We start from the raw sequence: 21,152 nt of genomic DNA on the forward strand, positions 1-21,152 counted from the left end.
CTCGCCGTCGTCGTCACCGGGGCGGCCGTGACGCTGACCGCCTGCTCCTCGGACTCCTCCAACGGTAGGCCGAGCACGCCCGAATTGACAGTAAGTGGCGAATTCATGCCACAACCCGTCAATGACATGGCCGCCGGGTTTCTGACCGTACGGAACGGGGGAGGGAAGGCCGACCGGCTCACCTCCGTCACCAGCTCGATCTCCGACCGGATCACGATCCACGAGACCGAGGGCCAGCGGATGCGGAGGGTCGATTCCTTCCCCGTTCCGGCCGAGGGGTCGCTCGCGCTCGAACGCGGTGGCAACCACATCATGTTCGAGCGGCTGAAGTCCCGGCCGGCCAAGGGCCAGAAGGTCGTGGTCGAGCTGCACTTCGAGACGTCCGACCCGATCCGGGTCGAACTCCCCGTCATGGACGCGACGTACAACCCCGCGACCGAGCCGGACTCCGAGCGGCCGGAGAAGGCGGAGCAGTCGGGGAAGTCCGGGGAAGCACCGGAGAAGTCGGGGCACGCCTCCGGCGGGCACCACTGAGCCGAGAATCCCTGAGGAAGCCATGACAACCACCACCGCCCCACACCCCCCACCGGTCCGGCGGACGCGTCCGGCCGGGCCGCTACGGGCCCTGCTCGCGGCCGTCGTCCTCGTCGGCACGGTCCTGAGCGCCCTGCTGGCGGCCGCGGGTCCCGCGGCCGCCCATGCCGCCCTGACCGGGAGCGACCCGAAGGACGGGGCGGTGGTGGCCACGGCCCCGGCGGAGGTCACCCTGACCTTCTCCGAGCAGCTCGCCATGGGCGACGGCTCGATCCGGGTACTCGGACCGAACGGGTCGCGGGCGGACTCCGGTCCGGTCCGCGACCGCTCGGCCGACGGCCGGGTCGCCTACTCCGTCGGCCTGCGGGCCGGGCTGCCGGACGGCACGTACACCGTCGCCTGGCAGGCCGTGTCCGCCGACAGCCATCCGATCTCCGGCGCTTTCACCTTCTCGGTCGGGGCGCCGTCCGCGACCACGGTCGCACTGCCCGACGGCGAGGCGGGCGGCGGAACCGTCGGCGTGCTGTACGACATCGCGCGGTACGTCTCGTACGCGGGCTTCGTCCTGCTCTGCGGCGCCGCGGCCTTCGTCCTGGTGTGCTGGCCCCGGGGCGCGTCCGTACGGTCCGTCCAGAGGCTGATCACCCGCTCCTGGCTGGTCCTGACGGCGGCCACCGTGGCGATGCTGATGCTCCGGGTGCCGTACACCGGCTCCGGGAAGCTCGCGGACGTCTTCGACCTCGGCGGCCTCCAGGACGTCCTGGCGAGCAAGACGGGCGCCGCCCTGGTCTCGCGGCTGCTGCTGCTCGGGGCCGCCGCGCTCTTCGTCGCCGTCCTCATCGGCGCCTACGGCCAGCGGGTCCGGCGCCACGAGGCCCCGGTTCCCGCCCCGGGCGGGGAGCCGCACCCGGTGGACGACCGCCGGGAGGACCTGGCCTTCGGACTGAGGGTCGGCGGTGCGGTGGTCTGTGCCGGAATCGCCGCCACCTGGGCGCTCTCCGAACACGCCTCCACCGGTATCCAGACCGGTCTCGCCATCCCCCTCGACGTCCTCCACCTGCTGGCCGTCGCGGGCTGGCTCGGCGGGCTGGCGGCACTGCTCACGGCGCTGCGCCGGGAGCCGTCGCTGGAGCCGTCGGCGGTACGCCGGTTCTCCGGTGTCGCCCTCGGCTGTGTCGTCGTCCTGGCGGCGACCGGGCTCTATCAGTCCTGGCGGCAGATCGGTTCCTGGTCGGCGCTGACCGGGACGCCGTACGGGCGGCTGCTGCTGGTCAAGGTGGCGCTGGTGGTGCTGATGGTGGCCGTCGCCCGCTGGTCCCGCCGCTGGACGGCCCGGCTGGAGGCGGCCGCGGCGGCGCGGGAGCCGCGGCATTCGGAGTGCTCACGGTGTCTGGAGGCCCGGGCGGCCGAGGAGTTCGCCCGGACACCGGAGGCCGGGGGTGCCGATGACGTCCCGGAGCCGGCCGGTGCCCCGGCGGCGGCCGGACCCGATCCCGGCGCCGACGATCCGGTACGCGCCGCCCAGCTGGCCCGGCAGCGCGCCGCGGTGGCCTCCACGGCCCGCCGCAAGGCCCGGGACGCCGACCCCGTACGGTCCGGACTGCGCCGTTCCGTCCTGGTGGAGACGGGGATCGCGGCCGTCGTCCTGGCCGTGACCACGGTGCTGACGGCCACCGAACCCGCCCGGACCGCGGAGACGGCGGACCGGGCGGCCACGACCGCCGGTTCGTCACCGGCGCCGTCGGGCACCCGTACCCCCGCCCCGGCCGAGGTCGAGATCCCGTTCGACACGGGCGGCACCGACGGCCGGGGCACGATCCGGCTCGGCCTCGACCCGGCGGGCCAGGGACCCAACGGCCTCCGGCTCCGGGTCACCGGACCGGACGGCGGCCCGCTGGACGTCCCGGAGGTACGGATCTCCCTCACCCTCCCGGCCCAGGAGATCGGCCCGCTGGCCGTGACCCCCGTGAGGACGGCGCCGGGAGAGTGGAGCGCCGACGCCGTACGGATCCCCATGGCGGGCGACTGGCGGATCAGGGTGACCGTACGGACCTCGGACATCGACCAGACCTCCGTCGACCAGAACATGAAGATCGGCTGACGTACCCCATGGCGAAGAAGAAGACGACCGCTGCCGGAAAGACCTCCGCGCGGACCCGGACCCCTTCGGGAGAGCCGGGTACGGAGGCGGGCGCCCCTGCCTCCGTACCGGCCGGGCGGGGTACGCACGGACGATTCGGCGGGACGACGGAACCGACGACCGCCCCGGATCAGCAGAACGGTCAGGAATCCGGTACGGGCGGCGAGGGGCCCTCGCGGCGCCGGGTCCTCTCGGCCGCCGGAGCGGCGGGCGCGGCCGGGCTGGCACTGGGCGGCGCGGGGGGCGCCGCGGCCCACGCGGCCACCACCGGCGACGCGCCGACGGCCCTGACCTCGGTCGGTTCGACAACGGCGATGTTTCACGGGAAACATCAGGCGGGCATCACCACGCCCCTGCACTCCCGCGGCCATCTGATCGCCTTCGATCTGGCCCCCGGAGCGGGCCGCAAGGAGGCGGCGGCCCTGCTGCGCCGCTGGTCGGCGCTGGCGGCGGCGCTGATGGCGGGCGAGCCCGCGCCCGACGGCGATACGGGTGTGGCCCTCGACGCCGGGCCGTCGTCGCTGACCCTCACCTTCGGCTTCGGCCGGACCTTCTTCGACCGTACGGGTCTGGTGCCCCGGCGCCCGGCGGGGCTGAAGCCGCTGCCCGCGTTCTCCTCGGACCAGCTCGACCCCCGGCGCTCCGAAGGCGATCTGTGGATCCAGGTCGGGGCGAATGACGCCCTGGTCGCCTTCCATGCCCTGCGGGCCGTACAGCGGGCCGCCGGGGACGCCGCCCGGCTCCGCTGGCAGATGGACGGCTTCAACCGCTCGCCCGGCGCCACGGACCGCCCGATGACCGCCCGCAATCTGATGGGCCAGCTCGACGGCACCAACAACCCACGCCCCGCGGACCCCGACTTCGACCGCCGGATCTTCGTCGCGCCCGGCGGGGACCAGGAGTGGCTCACCGGAGGGTCGTATGCCGTCGTCCGCCGGATCCGGATGCTCCTCGACACCTGGGAGCGGCTGCCGCAGGCCGATCAGGAGCGGGTGATCGGGCGGCGCAAGTCCGACGGCGCCCCGCTCACCGGCGGCTCGGAGACCACTCCCCTGGCGCTGGACGAGCTGGCCGCCGACGGCAGGCCGGTGATCCCGGCCGACGCGCACGCCCGGATCTCGGCACCGGAGCAGAACCAGGGTGCGGCGATGCTGCGGCGCCCCTTCTCGTACCACGACGGCGTACTCACGGACGGCGCGCCGGACGCGGGGCTGCTCTTCGTCTGCTGGCAGGCGGATCCGCTGCGCGGCTTCGTCCCCGTCCAGCGGAAGCTGGACCGGGGCGACGCGCTCTCGGCGTTCGTCCGCCATGAGTCGAGCGGCCTCTTCGCGGTACCGGGGGGCGCGGCGGAGGGCGAGTACATCGGGCAGCGGCTGCTGGAGTCATGACCGGGCCCTTCAGCACCTTCCGCCCATTCAGTACCTTCAGCCGCTTCCGTTTCTCCGGCCGGCCGCTGCTGCCTCTTCAGCCGGTTCCGCTCCTGCGACCGCTTCCGTTTCTCCGGTCGTTTCCACTCGTTCCGCCGATCGCCGGGCCGGGCCCGGCCGTCCTACTAGGGTGACCGTATGTCAGCCACGCGGTATACGTATCTGGGTCCCGAGGGCACCTTCACCGAGGCCGCCCTCCGCACACTGCCGGAGGCAGCCACCCGGGAGCTCGTCCCGATGGTGTCGGTCCCGGCCGCACTCGACGCCGTACGGAACGGGGACGCGGCCGCCGCCTTCGTCCCGATCGAGAACTCGGTCGAGGGCGGGGTGACCGCGACCCTGGACGAGCTGGCGTCGGGCGAGCCGCTGATGATCTACCGCGAGGTGCTGCTGCCGATCGCCTTCGCCCTGCTCGTACGGCCGGGGACGAAGCTGTCGGAGATCAAGACCGTGACCGGGCATCCGGTCGCCCAGCCCCAGGTCCGCAAGTGGCTGCGGGCCCATCTGCCGGACGCCCTGTGGGAGTCGGCGGCGTCCAACGCGGACGGGGCCCGGCTGGTGCGGGAGGGCCGGTACGACGCGGCTTTCGCGGGCGAGTTCGCGGCGGCGACGTACGGCCTGGAAGCGCTGGTGACCGATATCCACGACGCGGAGAACGCGGAGACCCGGTTCGTACTGGTGGGCAGGCCCGCCCGGCCCGCCGCGCCCACCGGGGCGGACAAGACGTCGGTGGTCATCTGGCAGCGGGAGGACCATCCGGGCGGTCTTCTGGAGCTGTTGCAGGAGTTCGCCGTACGCGGCGTCAACCTGATGCTGCTCCAGTCCCGCCCGACGGGGCAGGGCATCGGCAACTACTGCTTCGCGGTCGACGCGGAGGGGCATATCGCCGACCGGCGGGTCGGTGAGGCGCTGATGGGGCTGAAGCGGATCTGTCCCGAGGTGCGGTTCCTGGGCTCGTACCCGCGGGCGGGGGTATCGCCGGGGGATGTCCGCGGGCCGCGGGCGGGTACGTCGGACGAGGAGTTCACGGAGGCGTCGGACTGGCTGGCCCGCTGCCAGGACGGCCGGGTCTGAGGCAAACCGGCTCGGGTCGCGCCGCCGAACCAGCCGCCGGGCCCGGCTGACCGGAACTGTCCTACCTGCTGATTTTCATCATCCACAGAGTTATCCACAGGTGCGGGTTCTCGACCTGGGGACAAGTCGACAGAACGGCCCGACATCGTCGACAAATCGGCCCACCGGCCCCCTCCACTCCTCGCGTCGACCGTGGTCGGCATCACATCGTCCACAGCGCGACCGCGAGGCCCCGGACGTCCGCCCGTCACCTCTGTTTCATCCATCACCCCCCAGGAGGGAGCAATTCCCACCCGAATGAGTGGATGGCGGGGGTTTGGCGAAGGAATCCCGAAGTCGAACCGAGAGCCCACAGGAATGATCACTTCCGGAATCCACAGTTTTCTCACACAGCCTGTGGATAACTTTTCGACAACCGGCCCTCCTGTGGACAACGAGGCTCCAAGTTCCCCGGTCCACAAGGAACATGAGTCAATTCCGGCCGCCCCGCCGTGCCCCGTTCCGGCGAAGCGCCACGATCCGGCTTGACGCCGGCCGGACCCCGCCGACCAGGGCGCGAAGCATCCCCGGACCTCATTCACGGAGCGCGCGGCGAACGACGGGGAGCGCCCCGGAACCCTCCCGGAACCGCGCCGCCGCCGCACCCGATCCCTGCACCACCCCACAATCCGCCAAATAACGGCAAATGTCATCAATGCCATCAATAGCGACAGATCCCAACGCAACGCAATATGGAGTGGCCGAGCGCGAGGCGGGCACCGGTAGCCTGGTGGGGTGATTGACCTTCGCCTGCTCCGTGAGGACCCCGACCGTGTTCGCGCCTCCCAGCGCGCCCGTGGAGAGGACGTCGAACTCGTCGACGCCCTGCTCTCCGCCGATGAGCGCCGCAGGTCGTCCGGCGCGCGCTTCGACGAACTGCGCTCCGAGCAGAAGTCCCTCGGCAAGCTCGTCCCCAAGGCGGCCCCCGAGGAGCGGGTCGAGCTGCTGAAGCGGGCCGAGCAGCTGAAGGCCGAGGTCAAGGCCGCCGAGGCGGAGCAGAACGAGGCCGACGAGCAGGCCCGTGAGCTGCTGCTGCGGCTGGGGAACCTGGTCCACCCCGATGTCCCGGTCGGCGGCGAGGAGGACTTCGTCGTCCTGGAGACCCATGGGACGATCCGCGACTTCGCGGCCGAGGGCTTCGAGCCCCGGGACCACCTGGAGCTGGGCGAGAAGCTGGGCGCGATCGACGTCGAGCGTGCCGCCAAGGTCTCCGGCTCCCGTTTCTACTATCTGACGGGCGTCGGCGCGCTGCTGGAGCTGGCCCTGGTCAACGCCGCGATCGCGCAGGCGACCGAGGCCGGGTTCATCCCGATGCTGACCCCGGCGCTGGTCCGCCCGCGCGCCATGGAGGGCACCGGCTTCCTCGGCCAGGCCGCGGAGAACGTCTACCACCTGGAGAAGGACGACTACTACCTGGTCGGCACCTCCGAGGTCCCGCTCGCCGCGTACCACATGGACGAGATCATCGACGCGGAGAAGCTGCCGCTGCGGTACGCGGGCTTCTCGCCCTGCTTCCGGCGGGAGGCGGGCACGTACGGCAAGGACACCCGCGGCATCTTCCGGGTGCACCAGTTCGACAAGGTCGAGATGTTCTCCTACGTCGCCCCCGAGGACGCCGAGGCCGAGCACCAGCGGCTCCTCGACTGGGAGAAGCAGTGGCTGACCGCCCTCGAACTGCCCTTCCAGGTCATCGACGTGGCCTCCGCCGATCTCGGCTCCTCGGCCTCGCGGAAGTACGACTGCGAGGCGTGGATCCCCACCCAGGGCAGGTACCGCGAGCTGACGTCCGCGTCGAACTGCGACAACTTCCAGGCCCGGCGGCTGTCGATCCGGTACCGGGACGGCAAGAAGACCCAGCCGCTGGCGACGCTGAACGGCACGCTCTGCGCCGTGCCGCGGACCATCGTGGCCCTGTTGGAGAACCACCAGCTCGCGGACGGTTCGGTCCGGGTTCCCGAGGTACTCCGCCCCTACCTGGGCGGCCGGGAACTGCTGGAGCCGGTCTCCCGGTGAGCGCGGCGAGCGGGCCCGGGGAGCGGCGGGACATACCGGAGCCGGCGGGAGCGTTCCCGTACCGGCTGATCGCGACCGATCTCGACGGCACGCTGCTGCGCGGGGACGGCACGGTCTCGGGCCGGACCCGGGACGCGCTCGCCGCCGCCACGGCGGCGGGCGCCGCGCATATCGTGGTCACCGGCCGCGGCGTGCCGTGGACCCGCTACATACTGGACGATCTCGGCTACCGCGGTCTCGCGGTCTGCGGCCAGGGCGCGCAGGTCTACCACGCGGGCGAGCACCGGCTGCTGACGTCCCTCACCCTCGACCGGAAGATCGCCGCGATCGCGCTGGCCAAGCTGGAGGCGGAGATCGGGCGGGTGGCGCTGGCCGCCAGCCGGGACGGGCTGGACGGGGACGTCCTGGTCAGCGCCGACTATGTGGCCCACGAGGGGCCGCTGCCGTATCTGCCGCTGACCGAGGTGGAGCAGTTGTGGGCCGAGCCCCTCAACAAGATCTACATCCAGCACCGCACGCTGGACGACGACGAGCTGACCCGGGTCGCCAGGGAGACCGTGGGCGGGCTGGTCGATGTGGTCATGGCGGGGCCGGGCGTCGTGGAGCTGATCCCGCTGGGTCTGACCAAGGCCACCGGGCTCTCGCTGGCCGCGCGGCGGCTGGGGCTGAAGGCGGCGGGCACGATCGCTTTCGGCGATATGCCCAATGACGTCCCGATGTTCGGCTGGGCCGGGCACGGGGTCGCGATGGCCAACGCCCATGACGAGTTGAAGGCCGTCGCCGACGAGACGACCGCGTCGAACGACGAGGACGGTATCGCGGTGAAGCTGGAGTCCCTGCTCGCGGTCTGACGGCTGCGGGTTCGCGGCCGGACGGCTGTGACCCCCGCCCCCGGCTCGACGGCCGGGGGAAGGGGGCGGTCCGCGCCTCAGCGCGCTCGAAGCGACCGCCCCCTCGGGCCGCACCGCGGCGCGGAGTGTCGCCATGACGGCGGCTCCGCGGCCTGCCGGTGCCCGCCCGGACGGAAGCCCGACCCGCACGGGGCGGTGTCGTGCTCCTCTCCCGGACCCGGGGTTCCGGCTGTCCCGGTCACCCCACTCTCCTCCCGACACCGTTGACCCGCCACCGATTTTCCCCCGGTTCCCCCGGTGTACGGGGCCGGGACCGGCTCCGTACGCCCTGGAAGCAGGCCGCCGGCCCCCCGGCGGCAGATCCCGCTGCGGCCCCGAACGGCCCCGGGCGGGACCGGAGTCGTACGCCCGGAAAACGGGACCGGCCGCGGAAGCCGGGCTTCCGCGGCCGGGGGCCGGATCAGGGGCCGTACGTCACTCCTCGCCGGCCAGCTTCAGCACCTTCAGCCGCTGCCCGGCGTACCAGGTGGCGCCGACCGTGGCGACGGTCAGCAGGACCACGGCGACCGGCAGCTTCACCGCGGAGTCGACCATTCCGTCGGCGGCGATCCGCTCGGCGAGCGCCAGCGACCACTGCTGCACGCTGAGCGTCTTGGCGCCCTCGATCAGACTGCCGAACACGCCCTCCCAGACCAGGGCGTAGATCAGGCCGATCACGACCGCGTTCCGGCTGACCGTACCGATCAGCAGGAAGAGCGCGCTGTAGGCGATCGATCCGAAGAGGGCGGCGATCGTGTAGGCGATGGCGATCTGCTGGCCGTTGCCGTTGAGGATGAAGCCCGCGATCAGGGTCGGGATCGCGGAGAAGGCCATGGTGACGGCGATGGCGACGATCAGTTTGGTGATGATGATCGTCGGCCGCTTCACCGGCTTGGCGAGCAGATAGACGATGGAGCCGTCGTCGATCTCGGGGCCGATCGCGCCGGTGCCCGCGATCACTCCGATCAGGGGCACCATCGTGGCGATGGCGAACCCGGCCAGCATGTTGTTGGCGACCTGGTCGTCGACGCCGGAGAAGCCCCGGACCGCGACCGCGATCAGCAGCAGCAGCCCCGGCAGGATGAAGAGGACGGCCGCGCGGCGGCGGCCGAGTACGGCCCGGTAGGTGAGCCGGGCGACCGTGGGGTTGTACATGGTGGTGTCACAGCTCCTTTCAGGCCGTTACGAGGTAGGAGAAGACCGATTCGAGGGATTCGTCCGACGGCGAGACCGTGAGCAGCCGGATCGAGTGCCGCCGGGCGACCTTCGGCAGGAGTTCGGTGAAGCGGCCGAAGTCGACGGCCTGGACGAGCAGGGCGCCTTCGGAGGTGTCCACCTCGATCCCGGCGGTCGACGGGTCGCCGATCAGCGCGGCCGCGAGCGCGCGGTCGTCGCTGGAGCGGATCAGATAGCGGTGCGGCCGGTCGGTCATCAGCCGCCGGATCCGGCGGAAGTCCCCGGACGCGGCGTGCCGTCCGGCGACGATCACCTCGATATGGGCGGCGAGCTGCTCCACCTCCTCCAGGATGTGGGAGGAGAACAGCACCGTACGGCCGTCGGAGCCCATCCGGCGCAGCAACTCCATGAGCTGCATCCGCTGCCGGGGGTCCATTCCGTTGAACGGCTCGTCGAGCAGCAGCACCGACGGTTCGTGGACCAGGGCCGACGCCATCTTCACCCGCTGGCGCATGCCCTTGCTGTAGGTGGCGATCTTCCGGTCCTGGGCGTACTCCATCTCGACCGTGGCGAGGGCGCGGGCGGCCTCCCGGTCGCCCAGGCCGTGCAGTTCGGCGTTGGCGACGACGAACTCCCGGCCGGTGAGGAAGTCGTACATCGCCTCGCGCTCGGGTACGACGCCGATCTCGCGGTAGACCGACTCGTTGCGCCAGATCGGGGTGCCGTCCAGGGTGACACTTCCGGTGGAGGGCGCCAGGAAACCGCCCATCATATTAATGAGGGTGGACTTCCCGGCTCCGTTCGGACCCAGCAGACCGGTGACACCGGGGCCGACGGCCATGGTGATGTCGTTGACGGCGACGACGTTCCCGAACCACCGGGAGACGTGGTCGATGGAGATGGTGGTCATGGGCGGGGCCCGTTCTCTCGGCTCTGCCGGAATCCGGACCGGGACGGTCCGGGCGATTCGCGGCGGGTGGCAGCGGTGGTCGGGTGCGGCAGCGGCTCGGTCACAGCCCCGCCTTCTTGTAGCGGCTCATCAGCAGGGCGTACGACCCGGCGATCAGCCCGGCGACGACCAGGACGTAGAGCGCGCCGACCCCGGCACCGGTCTCGTGGCCGCCGGGGAAGACGGAGTCCGTGCCCAGGAAGGCGTTCTGGACGCCGTAGACCAGGGTGTACGGCGAGAAGAGGCCGAACCACTGGACGGCATCGGTGCTGCCGGTGCCGTCGGCGATCCCCTGGACCGTGGAGACGGCGGCGTAGGTGATGGTCAGCATGGCGATGATCGCGGCGACGCCGAAGCCCCGGCGGGGGGTGGCGGCGGCCAGGACCAGGGCGAGTCCGGCGAAGAGCACGGAGAGCACGGCGGCGGCGACCAGGCCTTGGGCGAAGTACTTGGTCTGGTCGAGGAAGTCCATCTTGGCCAGCAGCGAGCCCAGGTAGAGCAGAATCAGCGGCGTACCGGTGATGATCAGCATCGCCGTCGCCATGGCACCGTACTTGGCGAGGACGTAGTCGACCCGCTCCAGCGGGCGCGAGAAGTAGAGCGGCACCGTACGGAACCGGAGATCGCGGGAGACCGCCTGCGGCGCCTGGGCGGCGGCGAAGAGGCCGATGACGGCCTGGAGGAAGAACCCGTACTCGGCGTAGTCCAGCGGCAGTTCGTCGGACTCCAGGCTGACGGCGACCGCGACGATGATCAGTGCGGGCAGGCACATCACCGCGAAGAGCATCATCGGCAGGACCTTGGACTTGGCGGAACGGCCGAGTCCGAAGGCGCCGCGCAGGGACTGTACGTACAAGGACCGGCGCACATAGGCGCGGCCCAGACGCTGTCCGTCGTAGTGGCGGTAGCCGATGTTGTGGATCCGGGCGGACTCGGCGGCGTCCGCGGGCGCGCCCGGGGCCGGGACGGGGGTCCTGTCGCTCATCGGGGGTCCCCCTTCACGGCCGGGGCCGGGTGGGCGGCGGCGGCCGCCGTGGTGGTGGTCGTGGTAGCGGCGGTGGCGCCGTCCGTCTGGAAGACCTCCGCGATGTGGTGGCGGCGCTGTTCCATCCGGACGAGTCCCAGGCCGAGTTCGACGACGACGTCCCGGACGGTGTCGTACGTCTGCTCGCCCTCGGCCTCGATCAGCAGGATGTGGCCCGCCCCGGGCAGGCCCTGCTCGACCCGGTCGTGGAGGACGACCCCGGTGGCGGCCAGGCGCTCCCGGAGGGCGGCGGTGCCGTCGGGGTGCTCGTCGGAGTCGGTGACCTCGACGGCGAGGGTCGTGGTGACCTGGGTGAAGTCACTGGTGGAACTGGATCGCAGCAGTTTGCCGCCGTCGATGACGACGACATGGTCACAGGTGCGTTCGAGCTCGCCGAGAAGGTGGGAGGTGACCAGGACGGAGATGCCGAAGTCCGTGTGGACCCGGCGGATCAGTCCCAGCATCTCGTCCCGGCCCACCGGGTCGAGACCGTTGGTCGGCTCGTCGAGGAGGACCAGCTTGGGGTCGTGGACCAGCGCCTGGGCGAGCTTCACCCGCTGTTTCATACCGGTCGAATAGCCGCCGATGGGGCGGTAACGCTCCTCGTAGAGGCCGACATGGCGCAGGGTGTCGGCGGTGCGCTCCCGGGCGGCGGCGGGCGGCAGTCCGGACATCCGGGCCATATGGACGACGAACTCGGTGGCCGAGACATCGGGCGGCAGACAGTCGTGCTCGGGCATGTAGCCGACGTGCTCACGGATCGAGGAGCCCGCGGTGGCGACGTCGAAGCCGAGCACGGCGGCCCGGCCCTCCGAAGCCGGGGTCAGGCCCAGCAGGATCTTGATGAGGGTGGACTTTCCGGCCCCGTTGGCACCTACCAGCCCGGTCACGCCCGGTCCGATGTCCAAGGAGAGCCGGTCGAGAGCGGTCACCCGGGGGAACCGCATGCTGAGGCTTTCGGTGGCGATCACAGTCACCCCTCGACCGTAGTGGCGGCGGGCCGCGCGGGCATCAGTCTTCGTGGTCGGATCCCTGTCAGACCTGAGGTGGACATGGCCTTAGGGGGAGCGACGAAAGTCAGTGGCGGGGCGGTCGGGGTGTCGTCCGATCGGAGTCACGGCGACTACCGAGGAGGGAGTACGGGACCGGGGGCGCGGGCGGTACGCGGCGGGTGGCGGCGCGGGGCATCGCGGGCGGGCGGCGGGCGGGTTGTCCACAGGCGGCCGGGCGTGCCTTGACGCCGTCGCCGGGCATTGTCACATTCGTCCGTGGCAGGCGGCGATCGCGGAGCGCGACGGCGCGCGTACGGAACGGAGAGGGGTGGGGCGGTGCACAGCGGTGACGGAAGGCCGGGCGACGGCGGGCCGGGTCCTGACGGGGCCGGTTCTGGGGAGTCCGGGATCCCGGGTGTGCGGGAGCGGTGGGTGCGGACGGGCGGGGTCGAGTTGTGCGTGGCCGAGGCGGGCGACGCGGAGCGGCCGACGGTCGTCCTGATCCACGGCTACCCCGACAGCAAGGAGGTGTGGTCCGAGGTCGTCGGGCGGCTCGCCGGGGAGCACGGCTTCCATGTGGTGCTGTACGACGTCCGGGGTCACGGCCGCTCCTCGGCGCCGAGGCCGCTGCGCGGCGGCTTCACCCTGGAGAAGCTGACGGACGACTTCCTCGCGGTGGTGGACGAGGTCAGCCCCGGCCGGCCGGTGCATGTCGTGGGCCATGACTGGGGGTCGGTCCAGGCGTGGGAGTTCGTCACCGTGCGGCGGGCCGAGGGCCGGATCGCCTCCTTCACCTCGATCTCGGGCCCGTGCCTGGACCATATGGCCCACTGGCGACGGCAGCGGACCGCGCGGCCCACTCCCCGGGCGGTCGCCCAACTGCTGCGGCAGAACGTCCGTTCCTGGTACATCTACGTGATGCACACCCCCGTCCTGCCCGAGCGGGCCTGGCGGGGGCCGCTCGGCCGGGCCTGGCCTGGGCTGATCGCGCGACGGGAGAAGGTGACGGGCGGCGGCTATCCGGCGCCGTCGCTCCCCGACGACGGGGCGCACGGCATCTGGCTCTACCGGGACAACGTCCGGGCCAGGATGTCCCGGCCGCGCCCTGACGCGTACGCGCACGCCCCGGTCCAGCTGATCGTCCCCGACGAGGACCCCTATCTGTCGCCGCGGCTCTACGACGGCCTGGAGAAGTGGGCGCCCGGTCTGACCCGCCGGTCGCTGGCGGCGGGGCACTGGGTTCCCCGGACCAGGCCGGATCAACTGTGCTCCTGGATCGCCGACTTCGTACGGGCGCGGGAGAAGGCGCCCCCGGCGGCGGTACCCGTGGCCGACGGCGCGGCGGCGGCATCGGCGGAGGTCACAGTTCACGGCTCGGTGCCGGTGCCGGTGCCCGGATCGGGGCCGTACGCCGAGCGGTTCGGCGGGCGGCTGGTGCTGGTGACGGGCGCGGCGAGCGGGATAGGCCGGGCGACGGCGCTCGCCTTCGCGGTGGCGGGGGCGCGGGTGGTGGCCGTGGACCTGGACGCCGAGGGCGCGGCGCGGACGGCTGAGCGGGCCCGGGCTCTCGGCGCGGCCTCGGCCTGGTCCGAACAGGTCGACGTGGCCGACGAGACGGCGATGGAGAAGCTGGCGGGGAAGGTGGCCGGGGAGTACGGGGTGGTGGACGTCCTGGTCAACAATGCGGGGATCGGGGTGGCCGGGCCCTTCCTGGAGACGGCGCCGGAGGACTGGCGGAGGGTCCTCGACGTCAATCTGTGGGGGGTGATCCATGGTTGTCGGCTCTTCGGACGGCAGATGGCCGAGCGCGGCCAGGGCGGCCATATCGTGAATATCGCCTCGGCGGCGGCCTATCAGCCCTTGAAGTCGCTCTCCGCCTACGGGACTTCCAAGGCGGCCGTGCTGATGCTGAGCCAGAGCCTTCGGGCCGAGCTGGCGGGGCGGGACATCGGGGTGACGGCGGTCTGTCCCGGCATCGTGAATACGGGCATCACGTCGACGACCCGGTTCACCGGAGTCGACGCGGCCGAAGAGCGGCGGCTGCGACGGAAGTCGGCCCGGCTGTACCGGCTGCGGAACTACGCTCCGGAGAAGGTGGCGGAGGCGATTCTGCGGGCGGTGGTCCGTGACAGCGCCGTGGTCCCGGTGACCCCGGAGGCACGCGGCGCCCTGCTGATGTCCCGTTTCGCACCGAGGCTGTTGCGCGGGATATCCCGGCTGGAGCCGCCTCTGTGAGCGGGGCGGCGCGGGCCGTAGGGGTGGTGTTCGGAGGCTTCCTGATAGTCGAGTTCGTCAGAGTCGACCCGAACAGAGCCCAATAGAAGTGGCCTTGGCTTCATCGGCTTCAAGGCCCCCTGACATCAGTCATGTTGGGTAAAGCCACGATTATGGGGCTGAGTTGTCCACAGAATCGTCAATTCCCCTGTGGATAACTCGGGTTGACTGTGGATCAAACCTGAGTTGTCCATTTGTTTTCAAGCAGCGGCCGAGCCCGGGGCGGCCTACTCGCGCCCGGCCGCGCCGAAGATCTCGCCCTGCGCCGCTGCCAGCTCCTCCTCGGTGAAGGTCACGCACTCCTCTTCGTAGCGGCGCGGCTCCTCACCGAGCAACTGGTGCCGAATCTGCCGGGCGGCCGACTCGGCGGCATCGCCGGAAACGCTGCCCGTGAGCCTCTTCACGGCTGCCACCTGCTCAGATCGGCTCGACGGCGATACGAGGGAGGCACAGCCGGCGAAGGTCGTCCACATCGCTCGTGACCACGGTGACGTCGCCGTGCTCCGCGTGCGCCGTGGCCGCGAGCATCGCGTCGATGGCGTACTTGTGACCACGCAGGCCTTCCGCCGCGAGCAGTCTGCTTGCCGCCCGCGCGATCTCCTCCGTGACCGGACGCACCTTGGCCAGGGAAACGGCATGGTCGAACGCCGCCTGCGGCACCTTCGGGTCGCGCGCCTCCACCAGCGTGGCGGCGCTCGTCACGACGAGCAGGTCCAGCCTGCGGGCGACATCCAGCCATACGGTCATGTCACGGTGCCGGCGGGAAAGCTTGGAGAGGGCCTCGCTGTCGAGAACGAGGGTCCCGCTCACGCGGCGTCCGCCGCGGTGGCCCCATCACGGCGGGCGGCGTGATGGGCACGGACACGCTCGGCCTTCTCCGACACCTCGGCAGGGTCCACTGCGCCGTGCTCCGCCTCGGCCGCGGCGATGTACTCGTCGATGGCCTCGCGCTGGAGCTGCCGCTGTACGGCTTCCTCGATATAGGAGGAAACACCCTGTTTACCGGCGCGCGCACGGATCGCCTCCAGGGTTTCGGTACGGAGGGAGACGCTGGTGACTCTGGTCTTGCCGGGGCGGGGCGTGTCCATAAGGGGAGTGTAGTACATGTCTTACTAAGATGGTGTCGCTCAATGGGTGGTCCCGCCTTCCTGCGCTGCTCCCCTCGGCGTATCCATGGCCCCGGGAAGCCCGCGTAGGGTTTGAAGCATGCGTCTGAGCACGGTGATCCTTCCCATCCACCCCTGGGCCGAAGGACGGCAGATCTGGCAGCGGGCCGAGGACCTCGGCTTTCACACCGCGTACACCTATGACCATCTGACCTGGCGGACCTTCCGGGACGGGCCCTGGTTCGGGGCGGTGCCGACGTTGACCGCCGCCGCGTGCGCGACCTCGCGGATCCGGCTCGGCACGCTGGTGACCTCGCCGAACTTCCGGCATCCGGTCACTCTCGCCAAGGAGCTGATGGCCCTCGACGACATCTCGGCCGGGCGGCTCACCCTCGGGATCGGGGCGGGCGGTGACGGGTTCGACGCGACGGCGCTCGGGCAGGAGGCGTGGACGCCCCGGGAGCGCGCCGACCGGTTCGCCGAGTTCGTGGCGCTGCTGGACCGGCTGCTCACCGAGGAAGCGGTCACCCATGAGGGCGTCCACTACTCGGCGGTGGAGGCACGGAACGTACCCGGGTGCGTCCAGTCGCCACGACCGCCGTTCGCCGTGGCCGCCGCGGGGCCGCGCGGGATGCGGCTGGCCGCCCGCCACGGACAGGCGTGGGTGACCACGGGCGACCCGAAGATCGGGCGGCGGGGGACTCCCGAGGCGTCCCGGGCCGCGATCGGCGCCCAGGTCGAGCGGCTGGCGGAGATCTGCGCCGAGACCGGACGCGAGGGCGCGGGACCGCACCGGATCCTGCTGACCGGATTCACCCCCGACGGCAACACCCCGCTGCGCTCCCTCGACGCCTTCGTCGACTTCGCGGGCGCGCACTTCGCCCTGGGGATCGACGAGATCGTGATCCACGCGCCGATCCCGGACTCGGAGTTCGCCGCCGAGCAGGCCGTCTACGAGAAGATCGCCTGCGACGCCCTGGCCCAGCTCCGCTGAGCACCCCCGGCGCCGGGGCAGGGGGAGGGCCGGGGCAGGGCCGGGAAAACGGGCCCATCGGCCCGTACACGCGTACGGGCCGGTACGCGAGAATGCTTGTGTGACCCCTGCAATCGATCCCCGCAGCCCGTACCCGGCGCCGCCCCGGCTGATCGCCACGGACCTGGACGGCACCCTGCTGCGCGACGACAAGTCGGTCTCCGCCCGTACGGTCGCCGCGCTCGCGGCGGCCGAGGAGGCCGGGATCGAGGTCTTCTTCGTCACCGGCCGGCCCACCCGCTGGATGGATGTCGTCAGCGACCACGTCCACGGCCACGGGCTGGCGATCTGTGCCAACGGCGCCGCCGTCGTCGATCTGCGCTCCGGCGGCACGCTGCTCGCCGTCCATCCGCTCGCGCGCGCCACGGCCCTCGGGGTCGTCAGGTCGCTGCGCGCCGCGGCGCCCGGGACGACCTTCGGGATCGAGACCGCCGCCGGATTCCACCACGAGGCGGGGTATCCGACGCTCTACGACGACGAGCCGGGAACCATCGTCGCCGAGGCCGAGAAGCTGCTCCAGGACGACGCCGTCTGCTCAGCCCCCGTACTGAAACTGCTGGCCCACCACGCGGCCACGGCACCCGACGCCTTTCACGCCCTCGCCCGCGAGGGCACCGGAAGCCTCGCCTCCGTCACCCGGTCCAGCCCCGGGCCCCTGCTGGAGATCAGCGGCCCAGGGGTGAGCAAGGCCAGCACCCTCGCCCGGTGCTGCGCCGAACGCGGGATCACCGCCGATGAGGTCGTGGCCTTCGGCGATATGCCCAACGACGTGGAGATGCTGCGCTGGGCCGGGACGTCGTACGCGATGGGGAACGCGCATCCGGAGGTGATCGCCGCGGCGTCCGGCCGGACCGTCGCCAACAACGAGGACGGTGTGGCCGTCGTCATCGAGCAGATTCTGCGCGACCACGACCGGGGCCGCGCCCTCGGCTGAACGGCGCGGTCGTACGGCACCCGGTCACGGCTGGAGTCGTACGCCCCGTGAACGCAGCCAGGCCGCCGGGTCCACGCCCGAGCCCAGATACGGGGTGATCCGTACCTCGAAGTGGAGATGCGGGCCGGTGGAGTTGCCCGTCGAGCCCGCGAGCCCGATCACCTGCCCGGCCCGGACCGGCTCGCCCCCGACGACCCCGGCCGACGACAGATGGGCGTACTGCGTGTAATAGCCACCGGGATGCTGGACCACGATCTGGATCCCGAAGGCGCCCCCGCAGGAGACGGTCAGTACCCGGCCGGCGCCCACCGACCGCACCGGTGTGCCGGTGTCGACGGCGAAGTCCTGGCCCGTATGGCGGTTCGCCCATCGCGCGCCGCCGCTGCCGAACCCGGCCGAGAGCCGGTACCGGTCGACCGGTGCCACCCAGGTCTCCCGCCCGCCCGATCCCGCGGATCCAGTTCCGGCTCCGGCTCCGGTTCCGATTCCGGTTCTGCCGTCGCCGGAACTCCGGATATCGCTTCCGGGGGCCGCCGGGAAGCGGGCCGGGCCGGGGCACGTACCCCGTGCGGGCCGGCTCTGCGCCTCGCCCTGGAGGATTCGGCGCGCCGCCGCCAGCCGGGTCTCCAGCCGCTCCTTGGAGCGGGCCAGCCGCGCGGTCCGCAGCTCCAGATCACGCCAGGCCCGGCGGGCCCGGTCCTCGGCGGACGTCAGCCGCCGCTCGGCCTCCTCGGTCCGCGCCAGCAGCCGTTCCACGGCCGTCTCGGCCTGCCGGGCGATCCTTCTGCCGTACATCAGGGCGTCCGGATCGCGGGCGAGCAGCAGCCCGGCGGTGGCGGTGAGCTGGCCACCGGTGCGGTACTGGTCCCGGGCGGCGGCGCCGACCGCGTCGCGGAGCGCGGCGAGTTCCGTACGGCGCCGGCCGAGCTGTTCCTGGAGCCGTACGGCCGCCGCCCGCCGCAGACCCGTCTCGCGCGTGCTCCGCTCGTACGAGGCCGTGACCCGGGCCGCCTCGTCGAAGAGCCGGGCCACCTCGGCGGTGGTCCCGGCGACCGGACCGTGGGCGGCGGCGCGGCCCCGATCCGGGGCCGCGCCCGGGTCCCGGCCCCCGGAATCCGATTCCGGATCCCCCGGCGACCGGCCTTCCGCTTCGCCCTCCCCTCGTGCCTCCGTTCGCGTCCTCGGGCCGCCGCCGGGCGACAGCAGCGCCACCGGGGCCGCCGAGGACCGGGACGGCACCGCGCCGAAACCGGAACCGAGCCCGGCCGGCATACCGGGAACGGGCATCGGGGCCGGGGTGCCGGGACCGGTATCGGCGCCGTAGCCGGATCCCTGCCCCGCGTCCGGTGCCGGGTCGGCGACGACGGACGCGCCATCGGACCGGGAAGCCGCCCCGGCCGCCCCGGCCGCGCCGGTCGCGCCGGTCGCGCCGGTCGTGCCGGTCACCCGCGCCGCCGCCGGGGCGGACGACAGCAGGACGGACCAGATCACCACCAGGACGAGCCACGGCGACCGACGTCTTTGGCACATGCGTCGGATCGTCACCCGGGGAAGGCGCGCATCCGGGGAGCCCGGGGGGTCGTACCGCCACCCGGACCAGCAAAACCCCTCGGCTCACGGACCCCACGGGCCCCAGCACCCACCCCGGATCCGTACGCGGCCTACAGCGGCGCCTCCCAGCGGACCGTCGTCCCCCGGCCGTCGTCGCCGATCCCCGGCCCGCAGACGCTCGACCCGCCCAGCGACTCGGCCCGCCGGGCCAGATTGCGCAGCCCGCTGCGCCGCCCGCCGTCGGGAATGCCGACCCCGTCGTCGGCGACCGTCAGCCGTACGCCGTCGGATCCGTCGGGCAGCTTCGCCGTCGCGTCGACGATCACATCGATCCGGGAGGCGTCCGCGTGCCGGAAGGCGTTCGACAGCGCCTCCCGCAACGCGGCGATCAGGTTCTTCCCGGTCAGCTCGCCGACCAGCGCGTCCACCGGCCCCAGAAAGCGGTGGCCGGGGGTGAAACCGAGCGGTACGGCAGCCATGTTGATCTCCCGCAGTACCCGGGTGCGCAGCCCGGACGGCGCCTCCGCCGGTCCCTGCTGGAGGGCGAAGATGGCGGTACGGATCTCCTGAATGGTGACGTCCAGTTCGTCCACGGCCTTGCCGACCCCGTCCTGGACGGCGGGCACCCGGGACCGCCGCTGCGCGCCCTCCAGCATCATCCCGGTGGCGAAGAGCCGCTGGATCACCAGATCGTGCAGATCGCGGGCGATCCGGTCGCGGTCCTCGTAGACCGCGAGCCGTTCCCGGTCGCGCTGGGCCTCCGCCATGATCAGCGCCAGTGCGGCCTGGGACGCGAACTGGGTGGCGAGGGTCCGCTCGGCCTCGGTGAACTGCCGGGAGCCCCGGGTCCTCGGGGTCGCCAGCGCGCCCAGGACCCGGCCGCCGCTCTGCAGCGGCAGCATCATGCACGGACCGTACCGCCCGGCGCTGCGGGTGATCACCCGGGGGTCGGTGGCGGCGTCGGCGACGAAGACCGGCTCCCCGGCCAGCAGCCGGGCGATCACCGGGCTCTCCGGGGGCATCACCTCGCCGAGCGCCGTCGCGGGCCGCTCGGAGGCGATCGCGACGATCTCGAGGCCGCCCTCGGCCGCCGGGAGCAGCACGATCCCGGCCGCCGCGTCGGCGAGCCGTCTGGCCTGTTCGGCGACGACGGTCAGGGCGTCCTCGGCGTCGCCGCCGGAGAGGAGGGCGGTGGTGACGGCGACGGAGCCGTCGATCCAGCGCTCCCGCTGGCGGGCGGCCTCGTAGAGCCGGGCGTTGCCGATGGCGATGCCCGCCTCGGTGGCGAGGACCCGGACCATATGGAGGTCGTAGTCGTTGAACTCGGCGCCGCCGCGCTTCTCGGCGAGATAGAGATTGCCGAAGATCTCGCCCTGGACCCGGATGGGGACGCCGAGGAAGGTCCGCATCGGCGGATGGCCGGGCGGGAATCCGGCCGCGCGCGGGTCGGAGGTCAGATCGGCGAGCATCACGGGCACCGGGTCGTGGATCAGCGCGCCGAGCAGCCCCCGGTGGCCGTCGGGACGGTGGCCGATCCTGGCGGCGGTCTCCTCGTCGATGCCGTGGGTGACGAAGTCGGAGAGCCCCCGGCCCTCCTCGTCCACGACGCCGATCGCGGCATAGCGGGCGTCGGCGAGTTCGGCGGCGGTCTCGCAGATCCGGTCGAGGGTCGTATGGAGTTCGAGGCCGGTGCCGACGGACCGCATCGCCTCCAGCAGTTGAGGGACCCGGGCGGTCAGCTCGGTGGAGAGCCCCTGGAGGCTGCGGGTGGCCCGGGTCGCGGCTTCCAGCGGATCCCCGGACTCGTCCCGGGATCCGTCCCCGGGCTCGTCCCGGTCCTGGCCCCCGGCGGCCCCGGACCCGTCCTCGACGGCACCGGGCTCGGCACCCGACTCCGACCGGGGGTCGTCCGGCTCGTCGTCGGGCTCTGTGGGGGCAGCGTCGGAAGCCGTCATGGCCTTGAGCCTAGTAATTCCTATTTGCCGAGAAAAGTCGG

Annotated in this window: 18 protein-coding genes; 9 read left to right on the forward strand and 9 right to left on the reverse strand. The window is 72.2% G+C overall.

Features of this window, described 5'->3' with window-relative positions; all coding sequences use genetic code 11:
• Positions 1 to 27 precede the first annotated feature (27 nt).
• From ABZ714_RS20370 to ABZ714_RS20395, 6 genes are all read left to right on the forward strand, one after another.
• Positions 28 to 534: a copper chaperone PCu(A)C gene (locus ABZ714_RS20370; RefSeq protein WP_358826662.1), complete on the forward strand. Its 507-nt coding sequence runs from the start codon at positions 28 to 30 to the stop codon at positions 532 to 534.
• A gap of 22 nt (positions 535 to 556) precedes the next feature.
• Entirely contained in the window at positions 557 to 2,635 is a 2,079-nt protein-coding gene (locus ABZ714_RS20375; RefSeq protein ID WP_358826663.1) for a copper resistance protein CopC, read from the forward strand.
• 8 nt (positions 2,636 to 2,643) lie between these two features.
• Positions 2,644 to 4,062, forward strand: coding sequence for an iron uptake transporter deferrochelatase/peroxidase subunit (gene efeB / locus ABZ714_RS20380; RefSeq protein WP_358826664.1), 1,419 nt, complete (start codon positions 2,644 to 2,646; stop codon positions 4,060 to 4,062).
• A 177-nt stretch (positions 4,063 to 4,239) separates the two neighbouring features.
• Entirely contained in the window at positions 4,240 to 5,175 is a 936-nt protein-coding gene (gene pheA / locus ABZ714_RS20385) for a prephenate dehydratase (RefSeq protein ID WP_358826665.1), read from the forward strand.
• A gap of 774 nt (positions 5,176 to 5,949) precedes the next feature.
• Entirely contained in the window at positions 5,950 to 7,227 is a 1,278-nt protein-coding gene (gene serS, locus ABZ714_RS20390) for a serine--tRNA ligase (RefSeq protein ID WP_358826666.1), read from the forward strand.
• Positions 7,224 to 8,078: an HAD family hydrolase gene (locus ABZ714_RS20395; RefSeq protein WP_358826667.1), complete on the forward strand. Its 855-nt coding sequence runs from the start codon at positions 7,224 to 7,226 to the stop codon at positions 8,076 to 8,078. Before serS ends, ABZ714_RS20395 begins: the two co-directional genes overlap by 4 nt.
• Before the next feature lie 474 nt (positions 8,079 to 8,552).
• Here the strand turns inward: ABZ714_RS20395 and ABZ714_RS20400 are convergent, their stop codons facing one another.
• The 4 genes from ABZ714_RS20400 to ABZ714_RS20415 all read right to left on the reverse strand — a co-directional run bounded on the left by ABZ714_RS20400 (position 8,553) and on the right by ABZ714_RS20415 (position 12,213).
• On the reverse strand, positions 8,553 to 9,272 hold the full coding sequence (locus ABZ714_RS20400) for an ABC transporter permease (protein WP_358826668.1): 720 nt from the start codon (positions 9,270 to 9,272) through the stop codon (positions 8,553 to 8,555).
• Positions 9,273 to 9,291: 19 nt separating this feature from the next.
• Positions 9,292 to 10,203, reverse strand: coding sequence for an ABC transporter ATP-binding protein (locus ABZ714_RS20405; protein ID WP_358826669.1), 912 nt, complete (start codon positions 10,201 to 10,203; stop codon positions 9,292 to 9,294).
• A 100-nt stretch (positions 10,204 to 10,303) separates the two neighbouring features.
• Complete coding sequence (locus ABZ714_RS20410) at positions 10,304 to 11,227, reverse strand: ABC transporter permease (protein ID WP_358826670.1); 924 nt, start codon at positions 11,225 to 11,227, stop codon at positions 10,304 to 10,306.
• Positions 11,224 to 12,213, reverse strand: a complete 990-nt coding sequence (locus ABZ714_RS20415; protein WP_358826690.1) for an ABC transporter ATP-binding protein — start codon at positions 12,211 to 12,213, stop codon at positions 11,224 to 11,226. The genes ABZ714_RS20410 and ABZ714_RS20415 overlap by 4 nt, the downstream gene beginning before the upstream one ends.
• Positions 12,214 to 12,690: 477 nt before the next feature.
• Between ABZ714_RS20415 and ABZ714_RS20420 the strand changes: the two genes are divergently transcribed.
• Positions 12,691 to 14,493, forward strand: coding sequence for an SDR family oxidoreductase (locus ABZ714_RS20420; RefSeq protein ID WP_358826671.1), 1,803 nt, complete (start codon positions 12,691 to 12,693; stop codon positions 14,491 to 14,493).
• Between the two features lie 266 nt (positions 14,494 to 14,759).
• On the opposite strand, the gene ABZ714_RS20425 is transcribed toward ABZ714_RS20420, so the two are convergent.
• Genes ABZ714_RS20425 through ABZ714_RS20435 form a run of 3 tightly spaced genes read right to left on the reverse strand, consistent with a single transcriptional unit; the run spans position 14,760 to position 15,620 of the window.
• Complete coding sequence (locus tag ABZ714_RS20425; RefSeq protein ID WP_358826672.1) at positions 14,760 to 14,936, reverse strand: hypothetical protein; 177 nt, start codon at positions 14,934 to 14,936, stop codon at positions 14,760 to 14,762.
• Positions 14,937 to 14,949: 13 nt separating this feature from the next.
• Positions 14,950 to 15,342 carry a DNA-binding protein gene (locus ABZ714_RS20430; protein ID WP_358826673.1) on the reverse strand — a complete coding sequence of 131 codons (393 nt, stop codon included), beginning with the start codon at positions 15,340 to 15,342 and terminating at the stop codon, positions 14,950 to 14,952.
• Entirely contained in the window at positions 15,339 to 15,620 is a 282-nt protein-coding gene (locus ABZ714_RS20435; RefSeq protein ID WP_358826674.1) for a hypothetical protein, read from the reverse strand. The genes ABZ714_RS20430 and ABZ714_RS20435 overlap by 4 nt, the downstream gene beginning before the upstream one ends.
• Positions 15,621 to 15,738: 118 nt before the next feature.
• Between ABZ714_RS20435 and ABZ714_RS20440 the strand changes: the two genes are divergently transcribed.
• Both ABZ714_RS20440 and ABZ714_RS20445 read left to right on the forward strand, forming a co-directional pair.
• Positions 15,739 to 16,632 carry an LLM class flavin-dependent oxidoreductase gene (locus ABZ714_RS20440; RefSeq protein ID WP_358826675.1) on the forward strand — a complete coding sequence of 298 codons (894 nt, stop codon included), beginning with the start codon at positions 15,739 to 15,741 and terminating at the stop codon, positions 16,630 to 16,632.
• Between the two features lie 100 nt (positions 16,633 to 16,732).
• Complete coding sequence (locus tag ABZ714_RS20445; RefSeq protein WP_358826676.1) at positions 16,733 to 17,605, forward strand: Cof-type HAD-IIB family hydrolase; 873 nt, start codon at positions 16,733 to 16,735, stop codon at positions 17,603 to 17,605.
• A 24-nt stretch (positions 17,606 to 17,629) separates the two neighbouring features.
• On the opposite strand, the gene ABZ714_RS20450 is transcribed toward ABZ714_RS20445, so the two are convergent.
• Both ABZ714_RS20450 and ABZ714_RS20455 read right to left on the reverse strand, forming a co-directional pair.
• On the reverse strand, positions 17,630 to 19,135 hold the full coding sequence (locus tag ABZ714_RS20450; RefSeq protein WP_358826677.1) for a peptidoglycan DD-metalloendopeptidase family protein: 1,506 nt from the start codon (positions 19,133 to 19,135) through the stop codon (positions 17,630 to 17,632).
• Between the two features lie 131 nt (positions 19,136 to 19,266).
• Complete coding sequence (locus ABZ714_RS20455; protein WP_358826678.1) at positions 19,267 to 21,111, reverse strand: GAF domain-containing protein; 1,845 nt, start codon at positions 21,109 to 21,111, stop codon at positions 19,267 to 19,269.
• Positions 21,112 to 21,152: the final 41 nt, after the last annotated feature.

This window comes from Streptomyces sp. NPDC006798 (assembly GCF_040635975.1).
GTDB lineage: Bacteria > Actinomycetota > Actinomycetes > Streptomycetales > Streptomycetaceae > Streptomyces.